The sequence below is a fragment of the Bradyrhizobium sp. WSM2254 genome, assembly GCF_000472645.1.
In the GTDB taxonomy this organism is placed as follows: Bacteria; Pseudomonadota; Alphaproteobacteria; order Rhizobiales; family Xanthobacteraceae; genus Bradyrhizobium; species Bradyrhizobium niftali.
Map to the genome: position 1 here is coordinate 1 of NZ_AXAB01000078.1, position 18132 is coordinate 18132.

Sequence of the window (18132 nt, forward strand, 5' to 3'; positions counted from 1 at the left end):
CGCCTCGCGGATGGCTGATGTGCGCGTCCGATCGGGCAGCGCACATCACCACGAGACTTGACGCACAGACCCCGGGCGTCAGGACCACACGACTTCGCCGTCCGCGCACGTCCTCGCTGGGCCTTCGAGAGCTGGCGTGTGCTCGCACCCGAAGCCATGCGAAGACGCTGTCGNCGCCGTGTCGTTCGCGCGAAGGCAATTGCTCACGGTTTCCCGCCCTGCAATGCCGCTCGCGCCCGACGCCGTCGCGTCCATCGCTGCCCGGCCCGCGGTTCGTGACGATCGCGATCCGCCCCTTGTCTCGGGCCAGGGTGCCTGGTGTGTACGCTAAATCCGAATTTCGGTAAAGTGGAATATATTTGCGACGGAGGATTGACAGGCGAGGCGGGAGATTTGTGCGGGGTGTTTTGCCCGACGGGCAATTCCTTCTTCGCTGGTTGCCTCAACTTCCGACGGTGCGGACCAGGCGAGGGCGGTTGCGGTTTGCGAGCGGGACCTCGTTCGCCAGCGCGCGCAGCCATTCGCGAAAGCTGACGATCTCGGGACAATCAGCGGTGCCCTCGGGCGCAATCAGCCAATCGCCCAATCCGGATCCCTCGTTGATCCGATCGCAGCGATAGCCCGGATGGTGGCCAAGACCGCGGGCAATCAGCAGGTCGACCTTGCCCTCGACCAGCTCGTGCAGGCCGGCGGGCTGCAGCACCCGCAAACCGATATCGGCATGCGCGCCGCGAAACTCCGCCAAGGCGAGGCGGCGCAAATCGAGGCTGCCATGGACCCCCAGTTGGAGCAGCACTGCACCTGCCGGTTTCAATTGCGAGGTCGCATCCGCAATGCAGCGAAAGCCATCGGATATCCCGGGCAGATAGGCCAGACCGGCGGCGGTGAGGATCAGCTGCTTGTGCAGCCGCTCGAACAGGCGCACGCCGAGGCGTGCCTCCAGCGCTTTCACCTGCTGCCCCACGGCGGCAGGCGTCACGTGCAGCTCGTGCGCGGCGAGCTTGAAACTGAGATGCCGTGCGGCGGCTTCGAAGGCACGGAGCGCGTTGAGTGGCGGAAGAGAGTAGGTCATCGCGTCGCAGTTTGACACCGATGGGCCGTGGCCTTGCAATAGATTTTCTTGCGCTGAACCGCAGGAATGATGCTTTGCGCCGCGGCGATGTTGCCGGATACGGTCAGCCCGCAATCCGGAGAAATACTATGCCCCCAGCTCACATCGTCAGCCACAATCCCGCAACGGTCCACGCTCCCGCCGGCGGTTACAGCATGGGACTTGAATTGAAGCAGCATCGCCGCCTGCTCTTTGTCAGCGGCCAGGTGCCCGAGGCATCCGACGGCGCCGTGCCGGAGGGATTCGAGGCGCAATGCGAGCAAGCCTGGCGCAACGTCATCGAGGTGCTTGCCGCTGCCGGCCTTGGCGTCGAGAATCTGGTCAAGGTCACGACGTTCCTGACCGACCGGAAGCAGGTCGTGCCCAACCGCACCATTCGCCGCGCGATGCTTGGGGAACATCGGCCTGCGCTGACGGTCGTGATCGTCGAGACCGTCGACAGCAAATGGTTGCTGGAGATCGAGGCGATTGCCGCGGAATGAACCCGGCTCTCGACGACCTTGTAACAGGCCAATCGTGTCAGGTGTCCAATGGCTGAGATCCTCCACCCCTTTTACGAGGCGCATCGCGGTGCAATGGAGGCCGCCATGCGCCATCGCCTCGACCTTGCCGAAGCGACGTTGCGCGAGCGCGCGCATCTGTCGGATATCGACGGGATCAGGCAGGAGGTGATGGACGAATTTGAGATCGTGCTCACCCAGATGCCCTATGTCGGCGGCGCGGCCAGTCGCATGAGCGATTTCTTCATGCGTCTCATGGGTTTCATGGCGATCAGCCGTGTGCTCCGGCGGCGCGGCGTGCCGCTGCCCGTGATCGGCGAGATCGAGCGGGAAACCTACAAGGCGCAATTGCTCACCGTGCCAGAAGCGGAACGTCTCGCTTCGGGGCGTCAGTTCATGTCGCCTGAGAACCAGGCGCTAATGCGCGAGCAGGCCGCGCAAAGCGTCACAAGCAGCCATCAGAACGAGTTTCCGGAAGATTTCGTCTACGATTTCGTCGAGCCCGGCGCGGGTGACACCTTTGAGTTCGGCATCAACTACAAGGCCTGCGGCTTCTGCAAATTCGCGGCTCGCCATGGAGACAAGGACATCCTGCCGAACATCTGCGGGCTTGATTTCGACGCCTATGCTGTGCGCGGCATCCGTCTGGACAGGACGCAAACATTGGCTGGCGGTGCGAGCCACTGCAATTTCCGCTTCTCACGACTCCAGAGGTGATGCCTCATGGACGCGCGGCCGGCTCGCTCCTGATGTCGACGGGCGGCGGTGTCGCGCAGTTTCAGGTGGATCACAGTCACGGGATCGAACGGAGGCAATCCGACGATCAGCACGACAGGCTACGCCGACAGCATGGGGCATCCCAGCGCACAAGGGCACCAGGCGGTTGCCGACATCTGGTATCCGGCCGTTTCCCCGTACCTGCACTAACCAGCTTCTCACATCTCTGGAGTCTCTCCATGCGCATCATGATCGCAGTCGCTTGCCTATGCCTTCCAGCAATCGCCGCGGCCAAGACGCTGTCGCCGCTCGAGCAGGCGCTGAGCCGCAAGCTTGGCGTCGAGATCGATGGTGGCCTGCAGGGAAAAAACGGAAAAAGGGAGGAACGGTGAAACGTGGATCGGGTTGATCGAGCACCGTGGAGCGCTTCGATGGACAGAACTTCGATCTATGATGAGTTGGGCCGTATTGAACGCGAGGTGGTCGCAGGAGAGCGCCAGCTTGCAGAACAGGAGCGGCTAGTTCTCGACTTGAAACGTGAGGGTCAAAATACTGCAAGCGCTGAAGAGGAGCTGGAACGGCTGCGTGAATGCCAACGCCTACGCGATCAAGACCGTCAAAGGCTCCTGTCACTCCTGCAGCCCTGAGACAGCGAAAACGCTCCCTTCGAAATTCCACCTCAGCCGGTGGTGCTCGTTGACGAGGTGATTGATTAACTCGCGGTCACGGTTTGAGGGGGCCGGATGTGGCCTTCGGAACTGAAGGGTGGCCCAGCCTGTTTGTTACATTTAGCCAAGCGGAGGTCGCCGTGAGGATTATTCTGATAACGACGATTTGCTGGGCCGTGTCGTGCGGATTTGCGACAGCGCAAGCCGATCCGAAGAAAGACTTGAACACGCCGACTGGGCGCTCGGCGCCGGAAGAAAAGGGTCAATTGCAGCCGCAAGGTTGGACCGGACCGATTGAAACAAAGTCGGGTGGTGCGCAGCCGGAAAGTCCGCAAGGTCAAAGCCCACCGGGGATGCAGGCAGCGCCGGACGGATCAACAAAGACAGTCGTTGAGCCCCGGAAGTGAGCCACTCCCTGGTCGGTGAGCGGTCCGGCTTCGCTCAGGGCGAGCCGGACCGTAAGGGCTCCTTTGGGCCCGTTCCTGCCGATCGCCATGCTCACAGCCGGCTCGGCGTCTTGGGTTCGAATGGAAGTTGTTGGCGGTCATTCCGAGCGGCGGTCCTGACCGTAGCGGAAACGCCCGGGCAGCGTCGCACCGCGTCAGGCGGCGCGCTGGCTGCGTCGCGAGGAGAGATCCGGGCACAGCACGAGCTTGCCCTCGAGACCGCCAGCCTCGAGGCGACGGTGAGCATCGGCGACCTCGTCGAAGGAGATACGCTCGGCGACGCGCGGCCGGATGGCACCTTCTGCCAGAAGCTCGAACAGTTCCTCCAGGTCCTCCTTGAACCAGGTGGGATGTCGCGCCCGCATGGCATTTACCGAGTAAAAGCGGGCTCGCTTGCCGTCGGGCAATAATCTCCACAGGTAGAGGCGCGCGATCTCCATCACGATAGGGAGCATTCGGCGCTTTGCCTGCACGCTCGCCGAGAACCCGATGGCACAGAGCAGGCCACCTGGCTTGAGCGCCGCGTATGAGCGGCGATAGCCGTCTTCGCCAACGCCGTCGACGATGACGTCGAACCCGCCCGGCAGAACCCGCGTGAAGTCCTCATGCTTGTAGTCGATCGGGATTGCCCCCAGGTCTCGGACGAGCGCCATGTGCTCGCCGCGCACCGTGCCCCACAGCTCGAGGCCCGCCAGTCTCCCGAGCACGAGCAGCGCCTGGCCGACTGCGCCGGCGGCTCCGTGCACGAGCACACGTTGGCCTCGCTGGACCTGGGCCACACGGTGCAGAAGCTGGTGGGCGGTCGTCCAGCTCAAGATCAGCGTGGCCGCCTCGGCCGCGTCTACGCCCACCGGCACGCGGGCCACGTCGTTCGCCCGAAGCGTGCGATACTCGGCGTTTGACCCGACCACCGTCATGTCGGCCACGCGATCGCCAATTTGATACTCGTGCACGCCTTCGCCGAGCTGATCGATTGCCCCCACCACGTCGTAGCCCATCACGAACGGCGGCCGGAGGCGCATCGTTTGCGGGTATAGATGGCGCCTGATCAACACCTCGGTGTAGTTGAGGCTCGACGCGAGCACGCGAACGCGCACCTCGCCCTGGCCGGCGGTGGGCAGGCGAGCATCGACGACCTCCAGTCTCTCGGGATCACCGAAGCGGCTGACTTGAACAACTCGATTGCGCTGTTCCATCATGGGCGATCTCCATGCAATGCCGTCATTCAGCGCAAGAACGGGGAGACTGCCGCCAAGCTGGAAAAATGAAATTGATCCAGATCAAGCCTGAGGCTGCACTGTTTGGAATTCTGCTCGGGCTAAATGACCAACCGGGTTATTTGGCGCCATCATTTTTCATTGGTGGGGAAAATGCCTGCGGTTGTTATGCAGTTCGTTTCGCATCCAAGACCCGGTAGCGATCTCGCGACCATCTTACAGCTTGCAAAGGACGGCGCGACACTTTGGAGAAAACATGGGGCCGATGTCAGCTATGGGTCGGTGATCGGTGGCGAGGTCGGGAACTACGCCTTCGTCGCTCGCTTCGATAGCGTAGAAGCTTATGGGCGCACCTTGGCGGCACTAGGTGCCGATCCAGCTTTCGCAGAATTCCAGGCTAAGCGGCTAAAGGCCGGGCAATCCGATTGGGTACGCTCCAACATGGCCATCCAGGTTGATATTTGACGGAACGCCTTCGCTCCCGAGTGCGAGACCGCCTTCGGGCGGTCTCTTGCTGCGCGGCCGATGTCGCCTGTTGGCCCTTAGCCGAAGGTCGCTGGAACCCCTGTCATGTCGGCTTTCAGAGGCAAACCCGACGGCAATCCAGCATCACGTCTACCGTTGCTTTTGACCCATAGTAGCGGACGCTACACCCGCGTTGCTTGAACGTGTTCCGATGGCAGCGGCGGTGTGATCGTGTGCTTCATGATCACTCAAGCTAGGGGCGCGGCTCATTCCACCGGCCCCAGGTCTACCTAGGTATGGTCACTTCATACCTCCGCGCGATGGCGCCCACCAAGTGCTTGGTGCTACCGATACATCCAGAGTGAAGAGCAACGGAACCGGTCCTGCGAGCCGGCAGTTGCGGGACAAGGCCGGCGGCGTAGTGCCCGCCGGGCTCTTCTCCCGATCCAGCGGCGCTTTGCCGCTCAACTGAGGCTTGCTGCCATGGTTGGTGCAGAGAGTACGCCCATGCGTAACATCGCCGAATTCCTGATGCGGTTCTGGCAGGGAAACCAACCCGCGTCCAATGCTGAGGTCGCGGCTATGGCTGGAAATGGAGATCGATCCAGCATGGCTGATTTTGTCCGGATCCTGCAGGCCTACGATCAAGCCCTGTAGGGCGGGACTTGGCGGCGGCCGCGTCCGTGATACGGACGTCCGAAGGCCAAGAGCTGAGACCGCACCGCGTACATGCCCTGGCGCCAGGTGACGGGTGCGCTCCTCTTCCTAGATGATCCCCGCCAGCCGCAGCCCAACACCAGCCGCGCAACTGCCCGCAAGCACCGTGAGCATCCCGAGCTTGAAGCGGAAGATCGCGGTGGCGGCTGCGATCGACAGCACGAGCGCCGGAATGTCGACGCTGGTCAGCACCGGCCTGTCGAAAGCGAACGGAAACGCATGCACCGGCACGGTCTCGCGGAACAGCGTGTGCAGCGCGAACCAGATCGAGAGGTTGAGGATCACGCCGACGACGGCGGCGGTGATCGCGCTGAGCGCGCCGGCGAGGCCCGTATTGCCGCGCAGGCGCTCGATATAGGGCGCGCCGACGAAGATCCAGAGGAAGCAGGGCGTGAACGTCACCCAGGTCGCAAGCAGTCCACCGAACGTCGCCGCCAGCATTGGCGACAGGCCGCCGGGGTCCCGATAGGCCGCCATGAAGCCGACGAACTGGAGCACCATGATCAGCGGGCCCGGCGTGGTCTCGGCCATGCCGAGGCCGTCGAGCATCTCGTGCGGCCTCAGCCAGTGATAATGCTCGACCGCCTGCTGGGCGACGTAGGCCAGCACCGCATAGGCGCCGCCGAAGGTGACCAGCGCCATTTTCGAGAAGAACAGGGCGATCTGGCTGAACACGTTGGCCTGGCCGAACGCGGCGAGCAGTGCGATCACGGGCACCAGCCACAGCGCAAGCCAGAGCGCGCCGACCCGGACCGCGCGCGCGGTATCGGGCTTGACGTGATCGGGTACGGCGTCGCCGAGCATGCTGTCGATCACCGCACTGCTGCCGCTAGCGCCGTGACCAGCCGGGGCGAATTCCGGCCGGCCCTGCCTGGCGCCGATATATCCGATCACGCCGGCGGCAATGATGATGATCGGGAAGGGGACCGCGAAGAAGAAGATGGCGACGAAGGCGATCGCAGCGAGCGCGATCATGATGCGGTTCTTCAGCGCGCGCTTGCCGACGCGTACCACGGCCTCGACGACGATGGCGAGCACGGCCGCCTTCAGGCCGAAGAACAGCGCCTCGACGAAGCTGACATTGCCGAAGGCGGCGTAGACGTAGCTCAAGGCCATGATGGCGATGATGCCGGGCAGGATGAACAGCCCGCCCGCCATCAGCCCGCCGGCGGTGCGGTGCATCAGCCACCCGATATAGGTCGCAAGCTGCTGCGCCTCCGGTCCCGGCAACAGCATGCAGTAGTTCAGCGCATGCAGGAAGCGGCCCTCGGAGATCCACTTCTTCTCCTCGACCAGGATGCGGTGCATCACCGCGATCTGGCCCGCGGGCCCGCCGAAGCTTAAGCAGGCGACGCGAAGCCAGACGCGGAAGGCTTCGTTGAAGCTGATGCCGTGACCGGCATCAGCTCCTGCTTGAACGTTACGGGTATCCATTACGCCTTCACCTTGTTGGTCGGCCAGTTGTGGGTCTCGGCCGTCGCGTCGCGGCACCAGCGATAGAAGGCGTCATAGAGCAGCATGCCGGCCTCGAGCTGTTCGAGGTCGTCGTCGTACATCCGCGACAGCCCGAGCGAGGCCGCGAGCAGGCCGGGCGCTTCCGGCGCCAGATCAGGCCGCGCGGTGTCGGCGCCGCGCACCAGCGTTGCGAGCCGGAGCAAAGCTGGCATCGCGATCCCGAACTCCTCGATCATGACGTCGAAGGTGCAGAGCTCGCCGCGGTGGCTCCAGAACACGTTCTCGATGTCGAAGGGCGCCGCGCCAAACCGCTCGCCGACCGCGACGACCTCGGACGGCGCCACATACAGGAACACCGCATTGGGATCGACGAAGCGGCGGATCAGCCAGGGGCAGGCGATGCGGTCGACCTTCGGCCGCGCCCGCGTCACCCAGACGGTGCGTCCCTTGGCGTCGCGCGGCGGCAGCTTGCGCGTGTCGAGCAGCGGCAGCTTGGCCGCCTTCCAGCCCTCGAAGCCGCCCTCCAGCGTCTCCGCCTGCGCCCCGAACTGGCGGAGCCAGGCGGCGGTGCCCTGTGCGAGCTTTTCACCGCGCAGGCACGAGACGATGGCCCTGCGGCCGGCGAAATCGCCGCCCCAGTCCTGGACCTTGTCGTGGCTGAGCTTGATGGAGCCGGGGATCAGCCGCCGGTCGGCGGCAAAGTCCTCTTCGGTGCGCACGTCGATCAGGGCAGGGGCATTGGCCGTGCCGATCAGGCGCGCCAATTTGTCAGATGATATGGTCGTGAATGTAGACATGATGCGTCCTCGCATAAACCGAACGGGACGCGATACTTGGGCATGTCGCCTCGTGGGGAGATCGCTCAAATCCCCATGAGCCGCATTACAACGAAACCGCGCCAAGCTGTCAACCGCCGGTTTCGCCGCTAATCAGCGTTAGAAAGATATGCTGCCGGGGCCTATATTGGCCTTCGCGGATTCTGTTTTCCGGAGAGTTGAGCCGATGCATTCCCATTCCATTGAGCAATGGACCCATGACCACGCCTTCCTCGGCGACAGGCACGACGAGAACGAGCGGCGCACCTGGCTGGTCATGGTCCTGACGCTGGTGATGATGGTCGGCGAGATCGTCGCCGGCTCGCTGTTCGGCTCGATGGCGCTGCTGGCCGACGGCTGGCACATGGGCACGCACGCGGCGGCGCTCGGCATTGCCGCGTTCGCCTACCGCTTCGCGCGCCGGCATCTGGGGAATTCGCATTTCACCTTCGGCACCGGCAAGTTCGGCGATCTCGCCGCCTTCTCCAGCGCCATCATCCTCGGCCTGATCGCGGTCGAGATCGCCTATGAGAGCGTGCTGCGGCTGTTCACGCCGGTGCCGATCGTCTATGGCGAGGCGATCGCAGTGGCGGCGCTCGGCCTTTGCGTCAATCTTGCCAGCGCGTGGCTGCTGCGCGGCAGCCATGATCACCATCATCACGGCCATGATCACGGCCACGGCCAAGTGCATCGTGATCACGACGATCATGATCACCACCACCATCATCACGACAACAATCTTCGTGCGGCCTATGTCCACGTCATGGCGGATGCCGCGACCTCGGTGCTGGCGATCGGCGCGCTCGCGGTGGCGATGTCTTCGGGATGGGTCTGGGCCGATCCGGCCGTCGGCCTGATCGGCAGCGTCGTGATCGCGAGTTGGGCGTTCGGCCTGATCAAGAGCTCGGGCGCGGTTCTGCTCGACGTGCGCGCCGACGAGAAGCTCGAACGCACCATCCGCGCCCGCATGGAGGTCGGAGAGGACCGCGTCACCGACCTGCATCTCTGGCAGGTCGGCCCCGGCCATTGCGCCGTGCTGGTCTCGGTGGTGTCGGACAAGCCGAAGCAGCCGGCCGTCTACAAGAAGCGGCTCGCCGGGCTGAAGGGCCTCAGCCACGTCACGGTCGAGGTCGAGACCTGCCCGCATTGACGTGATCAGCGCCAACGGAATTCTGCGGCGCGGCCGGGGTTGATCCTCGGTCGCAGCTTATCCAACCGCTTGCCCAAGGAGGAACCAAGGATGACGCCCAGAATCAAGCTCGCTCTTGTCGCCGTCGCGCTCGCCCTGTCCGGCCATGCGGCGATGGCGCAGTCGGAAAAGACGGGCGTCGAAAAGCTCTACGTCCTCAATTGCGGGGAGGGCACCGCCGGCGACATCTCGCGCTGGACGCCCGGCCTCAACGAAGGCAAGTCGATGGACTTCGTCGACAGCTGCTATCTCATCAAGCACAGCAGCAAGGGCTGGTTCCTGTGGGACACCGGCATCGCCGATGCCGTCGCTGCGATGCCGAATGGCCTGGTTCCCGCCGATCCCAAGGCCGTCACCTGGCGCCGGCCGAAGACGCTTGCCGCCCAGCTCGAACAGCTCGGCCTCAAGCCGGATGACGTCAAGGCGATGGCGGTGTCGCACACGCATCCCGACCACACCGGCAATGTCGAGCTGTTCCCGCAGGCCATGCTCTACGTGCAGAAGGCCGAATATGACTGGCCCGGCGCCAACAACGAACCGCGCTTCAAGCCCTCGCATCCGGTCGAGCAGCTCGCGGGCGACAAGGACGTGTTCGGCGACGGCAGCGTGACCATCCTGTCGACACCCGGCCATACGCCGGGACACCAGTCGCTGCTGGTGAAGTTGCCGAAGACCGGTGCGGTGATCCTGTCCGGCGATGTCGTTCACTTCAAGGATAATTGGGATAACCGCCGCGTGCCCGGCATGAACGTCAACAAGGACCAGAGCGCGGCCTCGATGCAGAAGATCGCCGATACGCTCGCCAAGGAGAAGGCGCAGCTCTGGATCAATCACGACAAGGCCCAGCGCGACAGCCAGAAGATGTCGCCGGAGTTCTACGACTAGCTTCTAGGACAGGTTTGTTGCCACACCGGGCTGCTCGCGGTCTTCGCCGGAATCCCGCAACGTCCAGCAGACGTCGCAATCGGTGAAGGACGTGACGGCGACCATCGGTGGTGTGAGCAAGGCGGCAACGGAAACGGGCGTCGCTGCGAGCGAGGTGCTGAGCGCGGCAGACGGTCTGTCGCGACAGGCCGAGCAACTGACAAGCGAGGTGGGCAGCTTTGTCGAGGACCCGGGCCGCCTAAATCGCGATGGCTTTGGCTTGAAGCGGCATGCTTCAGCGCGGCGCCGCGACCGGCGGTGGTCCGCCCTCCGGCGTCTTCTTCGGCTTCAGCGTGCCGGCATAGAACGACAGCAGCCACACCAGCATGACGGCAAGGAGATAGACGACCCAGGCCTGCGGCGGCGTGGTCGTCCAGCGCAGCAGGCCCTTGAATGTGCGGGGCGGTCTGTTGTCTTCGGTCATGGCCCGCTTGTGCGCGAAAGCGGCCGGGCGGTCAATCGGGCCGGCGCCCTGCGCGGACCAGGAACAGCGCCGCCAGCGCCGAGAGGCTCAGCGCGGAGGAGACCATCAGCACCTTGGCGCCCATGACGTCGATGAGCAGGCCGAAGGCCAGCGGCGACACCGCCTGTGCCATCCGCGCCGGCGCGCCGATGATGCCGAGGCGGTAGCCGAAATCCTTCGGCCCGAAGATCGACAGCGGCAGCGTGCCGCGGGCGATCGTCAGGATGCCGTTGCCCGAGCCGTGCAGCAACGCAAACGCACTTGCCGCGGCGCCGCCGAAGATCGCGACGACGGCCGCTCCGATCGGATGGGTCACGCAGGCGAGCCGCGTCGACCACAGCGGATGAAAGCGGCTCAGAACGCTCGCCTCGAGAATGCGCGCGAGCACTTGCGCCGGACCGATCAGCGCGCCGGCCGCGATCGCCTCGACATGTGTCGCGCCGGTTGCCTCCACGATGCGCGGAAAGTGCACCGCCATCGCGCCGGTGACCGTCCAGGCCGCGGCGAAGACGAAGGCGAGCAGGATCATGGTGCGGTCGAGCGGCACATGCGGCTTCGCGGCCGTCGCCGCCGCCTGCTTCGCGCCCTTGATCGCCGGCAGCATGAAGAAGTTGAGGGGCAGGCCGATCAGGATGTTGGCGGCCGCCCAGGCAAAGCAGGTCTCGCGCCAGCCGATATGGGCGAGGCCCCAGGCAGTCAGCGGCCAGCCGACGGTGGAGGCGAAGCCCGCCATCAGCGTGATGCCGGTGATGGGCCTGCGCGCCTCGGTGCCGTAGATGCGGCCGAGCGCGGCGAAGGCGGCGTCATAGAGCCCCATCGCCATGCCGATGCCGAGCACGAGCCAGGCGACCGCCATCACCAGAACGGATTGCGACAACCCAAGGAGTACGAGGCCGGCGGCAATGGTCAGGTTCGAGGCCGACAGCACCTGCCGTCCGCCCACGAGATCGATCTGCCGCCCGATCCGCGGGCCGAGCATCGCGGAGATCACCAGCGAGGCCGAGAACGCGCCAAAGATCCAGTTGGAGGAGACGCCAAGGTCGTGCGCCATGGGATCGGCGAGCAGGGCCGGCAGGTAGTAACTGGAAGCCCAGGCAAGGGTCTGCGTGGTGCCGAGCGCCAGGATGATCGGGAGCTGGCGCTGGCTCATCCGCGCGTGCTTCCGATTCTGGCCGATATAGTCATCATCGCCGGCATTTGCCGCCCGCGCTGCGAGTGCGTCAACCGCGATCGCGGCATATTCGACCTGCAAGGGACGGGAGCCTTGCGTACGGCTCGCGCGGGGCTTGCGCCTTTCGCTCGTCACGAATGCACGGCATAATGGCGCATGCAATTGACCTCGCGCCTTGCGCTGATGAACTGGCTGACCGGCCAGGGGCTCACGGGCCTGCCCGAAAACGAATTGCTCCGCGGGTTCTGCGAGCGCTGCCGCGCCGAGGGCCTGGAACTCTCGCGCGCCCTCGTCGTCATCGACACGCTGCATCCGATCTATGAGGGCCGCGGCTTCCGCTGGAGCGATCGGGCGAGCAACGAGAGCGACGCGTTCGAATACGGCTCGACCGCCGAGGGCGACGCGGCCCAGCACTGGCGCCGGTCGGTGTTCTTCCACATGCTCGAGCACGGTCACGACGAGATGGTGATCGATCTTGCCGACGCGCCGTCGCTGGATTTCTCGCAGATCGGCGAGCTCGCCGAGAAGGGCCACAAGCACTATCTCGCCTTCGTGCATCGCTTCGGCGAGAACGGCGCGCTCGGCCTGATGGATTGCCTCTATTCCTGCTGGACCACGCGCCGCGACAGCGGCTTCAGCGAAGCCGAGCTGGAGTCCCTGCGCGATCTCGTGCCGGTGCTGGGGCTCGCGATCAAGTCGGCGCAGCAGGTCGATATCGCGCGCACGCTGGGGCGGGTCTATCTCGGCCGCGGCGCCTCCGAGCAGGTGCTGGGCGGCCGCATCTCGCGCGGCGTCACCGAGCGCATCAATGCCGTGCTGTGGTACTCGGATTTGCGCGGCTCGACCGGGATCAGCGAGAGCATCGGCCCGGACGAGATCATTCCCTTCCTCAACGACTATGCGCAGGCCGTGATCGATGCGATCCACGACGCTGGCGGCGACGTCCTGAAGCTGATCGGCGACGGCGTGCTCGCGATGTTCACCGGCGAGGACATGGCGGCCGCGCGCCGTGCCGCGCTGCGCGCCGAGCACCTGTTCCGCCAGAACGTCACGGCGCTGAACACGCGTCGGGCTACCGACGGCCGCCCCACCACGTCCGCCTATATCGGACTGCATGTCGGCGAGGTCTTCTACGGCAATATCGGCAGCGAGGACCGGCTCGACTTCACGGTGGTGGGTCCGACGGTGAACGAGGTCAGCCGCATCGCCTCGATGAGCCGCTCGGTCGACCGCGAGCTGCTGGCATCTGCGGAGTTCTACAAGGGCCTCGATGCCGCCGGGCGCCGCTATCTCGTCTCCACCGGCCGCTACGCGCTGCGCGGCATCGGCCGCGCGCAGGACCTCTACACGCTCGATCCCGAGGTCGACGCGAGCGAGCCGGTGACGGGAAGCTACGAGCGGTATCTGGCGGGTTAGCTCGGTCGCCTCAACATACTCCGTCATTGCGAGGAGCTCTTGCGACGAAGCAATCCAGACTGTCGCCGCGGACGGATTCTGGATTGCTTCGCTTCGCTCGCAATGACGGTGTGGCTAACACCTCACCGCCACTTCGTCCCCCACCATCTCCGGCTGCCGGTGCAGCGCCACCGCGGGTGACAGCAGGATCACCAGCGCCTGCATGCCGAACACGGCCGCCGCGAGATAAAGGCACGCTTCCGCGCTCCAGAGGCCGCCAACGATCGCGCCCAGCGCCGAGCCGAGCGGGCGGGCGCCGTAGCTCATGATGTTGATGGCGGAGACGCGGCCGAGCAGGCGCGGCGGCGTCACGGACTGGCGCAAGGTGGTGGTCGAGATCACCCACAGGATCGGCCCGACGCCGAGCAGGAAGAAGCTTAAGGCCGCGAGCCATGGCGAGGGGACCAGCACCGTCAGCGCCATCACCAGGGAGGCGACGAAGCCGGTGACCGGGCCAAGGCCGACAACCGTGCCGAAGGCGACGCGCTGCATGACTCGCGTCGCCAGCAGCGCACCGATCACCATGCCGACGCCGTACATCGTCAGCACCGTGCCGACGCCGGCGGCGGTCAGGCCGAGATGGCGTACGGCGTAAGGCACGAACACCGCGATCTGCAGGAACCAGCCGGTGTTGAAGATGAACTGGGTGATGAAGACCGGCCGCAGCAGCGGATGGTGAAACACGAAGGCCGCGCCTTCGCGGATGTCCTGGAACGGATGGCGCCGCGGCGCTGGCGTGCGGTCGGGCTCGTAGATGCCGGAGAGCAGCACCACGGCAACAGCCGAGAGCGCCGCGGCAAAGCCGAAAGCCAGGCTCGCGCCCCACCAGCCGACCAGCGCGCCGCCAAGCGCAGGCCCGCTGGCGAAGGCGATGGTGCGCGCAAGCTCGATCCGGGCATTGGCTGATGGCAACAGATCCGAACTCACCAGCGAGGGCACCAGGGCCGGCGCGGCCACGCTGTAGACGACGGTGCCGCACACGGCAGCGAAGCCGAGCAGCGCCAGCAGCGGCAGATTGAGGGCGCCGAGCGCCAGCAGCAGCACGATGGCCACGAGGGCTGCCGCCCGCAGCGCCTCGGCGCCCGCCATCAGCGAACGCCGCGAGATGCGGTCGGCGAGCAGGCCGGCCGGAATGGCGAACAGCACGAAGGGGAGCGTCAACGCGGTCTGCAACATGCCGGTCTGGCCTTCGGCGACCCCGAGCGTCAGCACCGCGACGATGGGGGCTGCGGCCAGCGCGATCTGCTCGGCCGATTGCGCCGCGAGATTGGACCAGGCGAGGCGGTTGAAGATGTCGGGGAGGCGCGGCGGATTTGACATGGCTCATTTCCTGCAAAGTCGGATTGGCGCCAGTATCCGCCCCCGAGACCGGCCAAACCCACCCGCTTCCCGACAGGGCGGGTACAACAAGGCCGCGCCGGGAACCGATGCGGCTAGATGCAGTTGCAAATGAGTTGCAATAAGCCTCGACTTCGGTATTCTGACCGCATGGATGCTCGTTCGCCCGATCTCACCTCCGACGCCGCCGGCTGGCGCACCGACGCGCCGGCCACCAAGAGCCTCGCCGAGGTAAATTCCACAATTGCCGTTCCAGCGGCAGGCCGCTGGTGGCGGCGGCTGCTCGCCTTCGTCGGTCCGGGCTATCTGGTCTCGGTCGGCTACATGGACCCCGGCAATTGGGCGACCGACCTCGCCGGCGGCTCGAAGTTCGGCTACACGCTGCTCTCGGTCATCCTGCTCTCGAACCTGATGGCGATCCTGCTCCAGTCGCTGGCAGCGCGGCTCGGCATCGTCACCGACCGCGATCTCGCGCAGGCCTGCCGCGCGACCTATTCGCCGGCGGTGAACTTCCTGCTCTGGCTCGCCTGCGAAGCGGCGATCATCGCCTGCGATCTCGCCGAGGTCATCGGCACCGCGATCGCGCTCAAGCTCCTGTTCGGCATTCCGCTGATCGGCGGCGCGCTGCTTGCGGCGCTTGATGCCTTCCTGCTGCTGCTTCTGATGAACCGCGGCTTCCGTTTCCTGGAAGCCTTCGTCATCGCGCTGCTCGCGGTGATCGCGGTCTGCTTCGCGGTCCAGATCGTGGCCGCGGCGCCGCCGGTCGCGGAAGTTCTTCACGGCTTCATGCCGAAGACCGAGATCTTCACCAATCCGGAAATGCTCTACATCGCGATCGGCATCATCGGCGCGACCGTGATGCCGCATAATCTCTATCTGCACTCCTCGATCGTGCAGACGCGTGCCTATGAGCGCAACGAGAAGGGCCGGCGCGAGGCGATCAAATGGGCGACGACGGACTCGACCATCGCCCTGATGCTGGCGCTGTTCATCAACGCCGCGATCCTCGTGGTCGCTGCGGCAACCTTCCACAAGAGCGGCCATTCCGACGTCGCCGAGATCGGCCAGGCTTTCGAGCTCCTGTCACCGCTGCTCGGTCTCGGCATCGCCTCGACGCTGTTTGCGATTGCGCTGCTCGCCTCGGGCCTCAACTCGACCGTGACGGCGACGCTTGCCGGCCAGATCGTGATGGAAGGCTTTCTCGATCTGCGCCTGCCGAGCTGGGCGCGGCGCTTGCTCACACGCGGCATCGCGATCGTTCCCGTCATCGTCGTCACCGCGATCTATGGCGAGCGCGGCACCGCTGATCTGCTGGTGTTCAGCCAGGTCGTGCTGTCGATGCAATTGCCCTTCGCCGTGATCCCGCTGGTCCGCTTCGTCTCCGACCGCCGCAAGATGGGGCAGTTCGCGATTCCGCCATACGTTGCCGCGATCGCGTGGATCGTCGCAGGCGTCATCGTGGTCCTGAATCTGAAGCTGCTGGCGGATACGCTGTTCGGCTAGTCACACACCGTTGTCGTCGCCCGGCTTGACCGGGCGACCCAGTATTCCAGAGAAAGCCGTTGTTGAGCCGAGAAGCCGCGGCGTACTGGATGCCCCGGTCAAGCCGGGGCATGACAGAGAACTAATCCTGCGGCTCGGACGCCGCATCCCCTTGCGCGTCGACGCGCAGCCAGCCGGACGGTGCCAGCCGTTGCTGCGGCAGGAAGCGGGCCTTGTAGTCCATTTTCTTGGAGCCCTCGATCCAGTAGCCGAGATAAACGTAGGGCAGCCCTTGCCGGCGGGCGCGGGCGATGTGGTCGAGGATCATGAAGGTGCCCATCGAGCGGCTGACCTGGCTCGGCTCGAAGAAGGAATAGACCATCGACAGGCCGTCGCTGAGCACGTCGGTGAGCGCAACCGCGATCAGCTCCTCGCCGCGGCCTGTGATGCCGCTATCGGGGCCGCGCTTGCGGTACTCGATGATGCGGGTCTCGACATGGCTGTCCTCGACCATCATGGCGTAGTCGAGCACGGTCATGTCGGCCATGCCGCCATGGCGGTGGCGGGCGTCGAGATAGGCGCGGAACACCGAATATTGCTCGGAGGTCGGAACCGCGCTGCGCTGCTCGCCGATGATGTCGGCGTTGCGCGCCATTACCTTGCGGAAGTTGCGGGACGGGCGGAACTCGTTAGCGATGACCCGGACCGACACGCAGGCGCGGCACTGGTCGCAGGCGGGCCGATAGGCGATCGACTGGCTGCGGCGGAAGCCGCCATGGGTCAGGAGGTCGTTGAGATCGCCCGCGCGGTCACCCACGAGGTGCGTAAACACCTTGCGCTCATGACGGCCCGGCAGATACGGGCACGGAGAAGGCGCCGTGAGGTAAAATTGGGGGGTGTCGCGCGAGTGTTGGGTCAAGGGACGTCGTGGGCCTCCGAAGTGGGTATCAGCATCGCGCTACGGAAGCCCTCGGTCAATTGGTCTGCTCGGCAGGTCTGATCAGTCAGCTTAGTCGGTCCTGGTTGATAGGTTCTTGATCAGTAGGTTCTGGCACCCTGGGGCGCGGGTGCGCGGACCGAGTTGTTGATCACGACCGTTCCCAGCACGAAGTCATGCAACAGCCGCCGGCGGCCGTTGAACAGGCCGACCAGGACCACGAAGGGCGACAGGAACGAAACCGTCACCCAGAACAGCACGGCATGGGTGGCGCCGAGCACGAAATAGCCCGGCGCGCCGTACCAGGTGCGCAGCTCCAGGTCCATCACCCGCATCCCGATCGTCGCCGATGACGGACCGCCGATGCAGGCGCCGTAATAGACGATGGCCCAGATCACGGAGGCCGGCCAGGCCAGCCAGAACAGCGCCCAGCCGAGGCCGAGCGTGACCACGCCGAACAAGGCGATGAAGAGGTAGCCGAGGATGACCGGCACCGAGATCACGACCATGTCGATCAGGAAGGCGAACACCCGCCGCGTTGCAACGCCGCGGAACAATTCCGGCTGCAGATACGGATCGAAGGCATGCGGTTGCACCCCGCCGTCATTGCGCCAGGCGCCCGCCTGGGGTCCTGAATTGCCCGAGTCCGAATACGACATGGTCCAACCTCCCGAAGGGAAACTCCCGTGGCAGGACATGGGAACAGGCCGTCCGCGTGCCAAGGGCGTCGGGATTAACAAGCCGAAATATTCCGGCGATTCGGGGGCGAGGGGGCTCGTGGAAGCTGCGGCACTTCCACCGTCGTCCTGGCGAAAGCCAGGAGGTGGATTCACACTCGAAGTGCAACAGTTGAGAGGAGAAGGCCTCTGCCGGGGTTCTGAAGTCAAGGCATTTGCGCGGGGTGTTGTTGTAGGTGGCAACGGACTGGCGGAAGCGCTTGGTTGGGAGCTTTTCGAGGTCGGTCTTTCGGGGGATGAAGCGGCGCAAGCGGCCGATGGCGTTCTCGATGCCGCCCTTTTGCCACGGCGCGTGGGGGTCGCAGAAGAAGGTCTTCATCAAGAG

The 18132-nt window shown here is 65.1% G+C and carries 20 protein-coding genes; 11 read left to right on the forward strand and 9 right to left on the reverse strand.

Annotated elements, in window-relative coordinates:
- Window positions 1–442 precede the first annotated feature (442 nt).
- Window positions 443–1072 carry a LysR family transcriptional regulator gene (locus A3M7_RS0136840; protein WP_027548379.1) on the reverse strand — a complete coding sequence of 210 codons (630 nt, stop codon included), beginning with the start codon at window positions 1070–1072 and terminating at the stop codon, window positions 443–445.
- A 128-nt stretch (window positions 1073–1200) separates the two neighbouring features.
- Between A3M7_RS0136840 and A3M7_RS0136845 the strand changes: the two genes are divergently transcribed.
- From A3M7_RS0136845 to A3M7_RS47845, 4 genes are all read left to right on the forward strand, one after another.
- The gene (locus tag A3M7_RS0136845; RefSeq protein WP_027548380.1) at window positions 1201–1593 is read left to right on the forward strand and encodes a RidA family protein; all 393 of its coding nucleotides are present in this window, start codon (window positions 1201–1203) and stop codon (window positions 1591–1593) included.
- Between the two features lie 48 nt (window positions 1594–1641).
- Window positions 1642–2328 (forward strand): L-2-amino-thiazoline-4-carboxylic acid hydrolase, encoded by a 687-nt coding sequence (locus A3M7_RS0136850; RefSeq protein WP_027548381.1) that lies wholly within the window; start codon window positions 1642–1644, stop codon window positions 2326–2328.
- A 239-nt stretch (window positions 2329–2567) separates the two neighbouring features.
- Entirely contained in the window at window positions 2568–2720 is a 153-nt protein-coding gene (locus tag A3M7_RS49270; protein WP_156937099.1) for a hypothetical protein, read from the forward strand.
- A 39-nt stretch (window positions 2721–2759) separates the two neighbouring features.
- The gene (locus tag A3M7_RS47845) at window positions 2760–2975 is read left to right on the forward strand and encodes a hypothetical protein (protein ID WP_027548382.1); all 216 of its coding nucleotides are present in this window, start codon (window positions 2760–2762) and stop codon (window positions 2973–2975) included.
- 622 nt (window positions 2976–3597) lie between these two features.
- On the opposite strand, the gene A3M7_RS0136865 is transcribed toward A3M7_RS47845, so the two are convergent.
- Window positions 3598–4641: a medium chain dehydrogenase/reductase family protein gene (locus A3M7_RS0136865; protein ID WP_027548383.1), complete on the reverse strand. Its 1044-nt coding sequence runs from the start codon at window positions 4639–4641 to the stop codon at window positions 3598–3600.
- A gap of 123 nt (window positions 4642–4764) precedes the next feature.
- Here A3M7_RS0136865 and A3M7_RS0136870 point away from each other — a divergent pair, with 123 nt between their 5' ends.
- Window positions 4765–5124 (forward strand): hypothetical protein, encoded by a 360-nt coding sequence (locus A3M7_RS0136870; RefSeq protein WP_084302842.1) that lies wholly within the window; start codon window positions 4765–4767, stop codon window positions 5122–5124.
- A 507-nt stretch (window positions 5125–5631) separates the two neighbouring features.
- Complete coding sequence (locus A3M7_RS50085; RefSeq protein ID WP_198033887.1) at window positions 5632–5781, forward strand: hypothetical protein; 150 nt, start codon at window positions 5632–5634, stop codon at window positions 5779–5781.
- Between the two features lie 108 nt (window positions 5782–5889).
- Here A3M7_RS50085 and chrA read toward each other — a convergent pair whose 3' ends face one another.
- On the reverse strand, window positions 5890–7275 hold the full coding sequence (gene chrA / locus A3M7_RS0136880; RefSeq protein WP_027548385.1) for a chromate efflux transporter: 1386 nt from the start codon (window positions 7273–7275) through the stop codon (window positions 5890–5892).
- The gene (locus A3M7_RS0136885) at window positions 7275–8093 is read right to left on the reverse strand and encodes a chromate resistance protein ChrB domain-containing protein (protein ID WP_027548386.1); all 819 of its coding nucleotides are present in this window, start codon (window positions 8091–8093) and stop codon (window positions 7275–7277) included. Before A3M7_RS0136885 ends, chrA begins: the two co-directional genes overlap by 1 nt.
- Window positions 8094–8298: 205 nt before the next feature.
- On the opposite strand from A3M7_RS0136885, the gene dmeF reads away from it, so the two are divergent.
- Together dmeF and A3M7_RS0136895 are read left to right on the forward strand one after the other, a co-directional pair.
- Window positions 8299–9261, forward strand: a complete 963-nt coding sequence (dmeF, locus tag A3M7_RS0136890; RefSeq protein WP_027548387.1) for a CDF family Co(II)/Ni(II) efflux transporter DmeF — start codon at window positions 8299–8301, stop codon at window positions 9259–9261.
- Window positions 9262–9351: 90 nt separating this feature from the next.
- On the forward strand, window positions 9352–10185 hold the full coding sequence (locus A3M7_RS0136895; protein WP_027548388.1) for an N-acyl homoserine lactonase family protein: 834 nt from the start codon (window positions 9352–9354) through the stop codon (window positions 10183–10185).
- A gap of 274 nt (window positions 10186–10459) precedes the next feature.
- Here the strand turns inward: A3M7_RS0136895 and A3M7_RS0136900 are convergent, their stop codons facing one another.
- Both A3M7_RS0136900 and A3M7_RS0136905 read right to left on the reverse strand, forming a co-directional pair.
- Window positions 10460–10648, reverse strand: coding sequence for a hypothetical protein (locus tag A3M7_RS0136900; RefSeq protein WP_027548389.1), 189 nt, complete (start codon window positions 10646–10648; stop codon window positions 10460–10462).
- A 31-nt stretch (window positions 10649–10679) separates the two neighbouring features.
- A complete protein-coding gene (locus A3M7_RS0136905) occupies window positions 10680–11837 on the reverse strand; it encodes an MFS transporter (protein WP_027548390.1) in 1158 nt (385 codons plus the stop codon).
- 177 nt (window positions 11838–12014) lie between these two features.
- Between A3M7_RS0136905 and A3M7_RS0136910 the strand changes: the two genes are divergently transcribed.
- Entirely contained in the window at window positions 12015–13274 is a 1260-nt protein-coding gene (locus tag A3M7_RS0136910; protein ID WP_027548391.1) for an adenylate/guanylate cyclase domain-containing protein, read from the forward strand.
- Window positions 13275–13388: 114 nt separating this feature from the next.
- Here A3M7_RS0136910 and A3M7_RS0136915 read toward each other — a convergent pair whose 3' ends face one another.
- Window positions 13389–14633, reverse strand: a complete 1245-nt coding sequence (locus A3M7_RS0136915; RefSeq protein ID WP_027548392.1) for an MFS transporter — start codon at window positions 14631–14633, stop codon at window positions 13389–13391.
- A 168-nt stretch (window positions 14634–14801) separates the two neighbouring features.
- Here A3M7_RS0136915 and A3M7_RS0136920 point away from each other — a divergent pair, with 168 nt between their 5' ends.
- A complete protein-coding gene (locus tag A3M7_RS0136920) occupies window positions 14802–16154 on the forward strand; it encodes an Nramp family divalent metal transporter (protein WP_027548393.1) in 1353 nt (450 codons plus the stop codon).
- A 121-nt stretch (window positions 16155–16275) separates the two neighbouring features.
- On the opposite strand, the gene A3M7_RS0136925 is transcribed toward A3M7_RS0136920, so the two are convergent.
- Window positions 16276–17052 carry an arginyltransferase gene (locus tag A3M7_RS0136925; RefSeq protein WP_027548394.1) on the reverse strand — a complete coding sequence of 259 codons (777 nt, stop codon included), beginning with the start codon at window positions 17050–17052 and terminating at the stop codon, window positions 16276–16278.
- Between the two features lie 119 nt (window positions 17053–17171).
- Entirely contained in the window at window positions 17172–17729 is a 558-nt protein-coding gene (locus A3M7_RS0136930; RefSeq protein WP_027548395.1) for an RDD family protein, read from the reverse strand.
- On the opposite strand from A3M7_RS0136930, the gene A3M7_RS50330 reads away from it, so the two are divergent.
- Window positions 17728–18132: hypothetical protein (locus tag A3M7_RS50330; protein ID WP_210164308.1), on the forward strand; the 405-nt coding region annotated here is incomplete at its 3' end. The two genes, A3M7_RS0136930 and A3M7_RS50330, sit on opposite strands and share 2 nt — an antisense overlap.

Bases quoted from the DNA above. Each gene is read 5' to 3' on its own strand.
- A3M7_RS0136840 (WP_027548379.1), bottom strand. From the start codon at position 1,072: ATGACCTACTCTCTTCCGCCACTCAACGCGCTCCGTGCCTTCGAAGCC.
- A3M7_RS0136845 (WP_027548380.1), top strand. From the start codon at position 1,201: ATGCCCCCAGCTCACATCGTCAGCCACAATCCCGCAACGGTCCACGCT.
- A3M7_RS0136850 (WP_027548381.1), top strand. From the start codon at position 1,642: ATGGCTGAGATCCTCCACCCCTTTTACGAGGCGCATCGCGGTGCAATG.
- A3M7_RS49270 (WP_156937099.1), top strand. From the start codon at position 2,568: ATGCGCATCATGATCGCAGTCGCTTGCCTATGCCTTCCAGCAATCGCC.
- A3M7_RS47845 (WP_027548382.1), top strand. From the start codon at position 2,760: ATGGACAGAACTTCGATCTATGATGAGTTGGGCCGTATTGAACGCGAG.
- A3M7_RS0136865 (WP_027548383.1), bottom strand. From the start codon at position 4,641: ATGATGGAACAGCGCAATCGAGTTGTTCAAGTCAGCCGCTTCGGTGAT.
- A3M7_RS0136870 (WP_084302842.1), top strand. From the start codon at position 4,765: ATGACCAACCGGGTTATTTGGCGCCATCATTTTTCATTGGTGGGGAAA.
- A3M7_RS50085 (WP_198033887.1), top strand. From the start codon at position 5,632: ATGCGTAACATCGCCGAATTCCTGATGCGGTTCTGGCAGGGAAACCAA.
- chrA (WP_027548385.1), bottom strand. From the start codon at position 7,275: ATGGATACCCGTAACGTTCAAGCAGGAGCTGATGCCGGTCACGGCATC.
- A3M7_RS0136885 (WP_027548386.1), bottom strand. From the start codon at position 8,093: ATGTCTACATTCACGACCATATCATCTGACAAATTGGCGCGCCTGATC.
- dmeF (WP_027548387.1), top strand. From the start codon at position 8,299: ATGCATTCCCATTCCATTGAGCAATGGACCCATGACCACGCCTTCCTC.
- A3M7_RS0136895 (WP_027548388.1), top strand. From the start codon at position 9,352: ATGACGCCCAGAATCAAGCTCGCTCTTGTCGCCGTCGCGCTCGCCCTG.
- A3M7_RS0136900 (WP_027548389.1), bottom strand. From the start codon at position 10,648: ATGACCGAAGACAACAGACCGCCCCGCACATTCAAGGGCCTGCTGCGC.
- A3M7_RS0136905 (WP_027548390.1), bottom strand. From the start codon at position 11,837: ATGAGCCAGCGCCAGCTCCCGATCATCCTGGCGCTCGGCACCACGCAG.
- A3M7_RS0136910 (WP_027548391.1), top strand. From the start codon at position 12,015: ATGCAATTGACCTCGCGCCTTGCGCTGATGAACTGGCTGACCGGCCAG.
- A3M7_RS0136915 (WP_027548392.1), bottom strand. From the start codon at position 14,633: ATGTCAAATCCGCCGCGCCTCCCCGACATCTTCAACCGCCTCGCCTGG.
- A3M7_RS0136920 (WP_027548393.1), top strand. From the start codon at position 14,802: ATGGATGCTCGTTCGCCCGATCTCACCTCCGACGCCGCCGGCTGGCGC.
- A3M7_RS0136930 (WP_027548395.1), bottom strand. From the start codon at position 17,729: ATGTCGTATTCGGACTCGGGCAATTCAGGACCCCAGGCGGGCGCCTGG.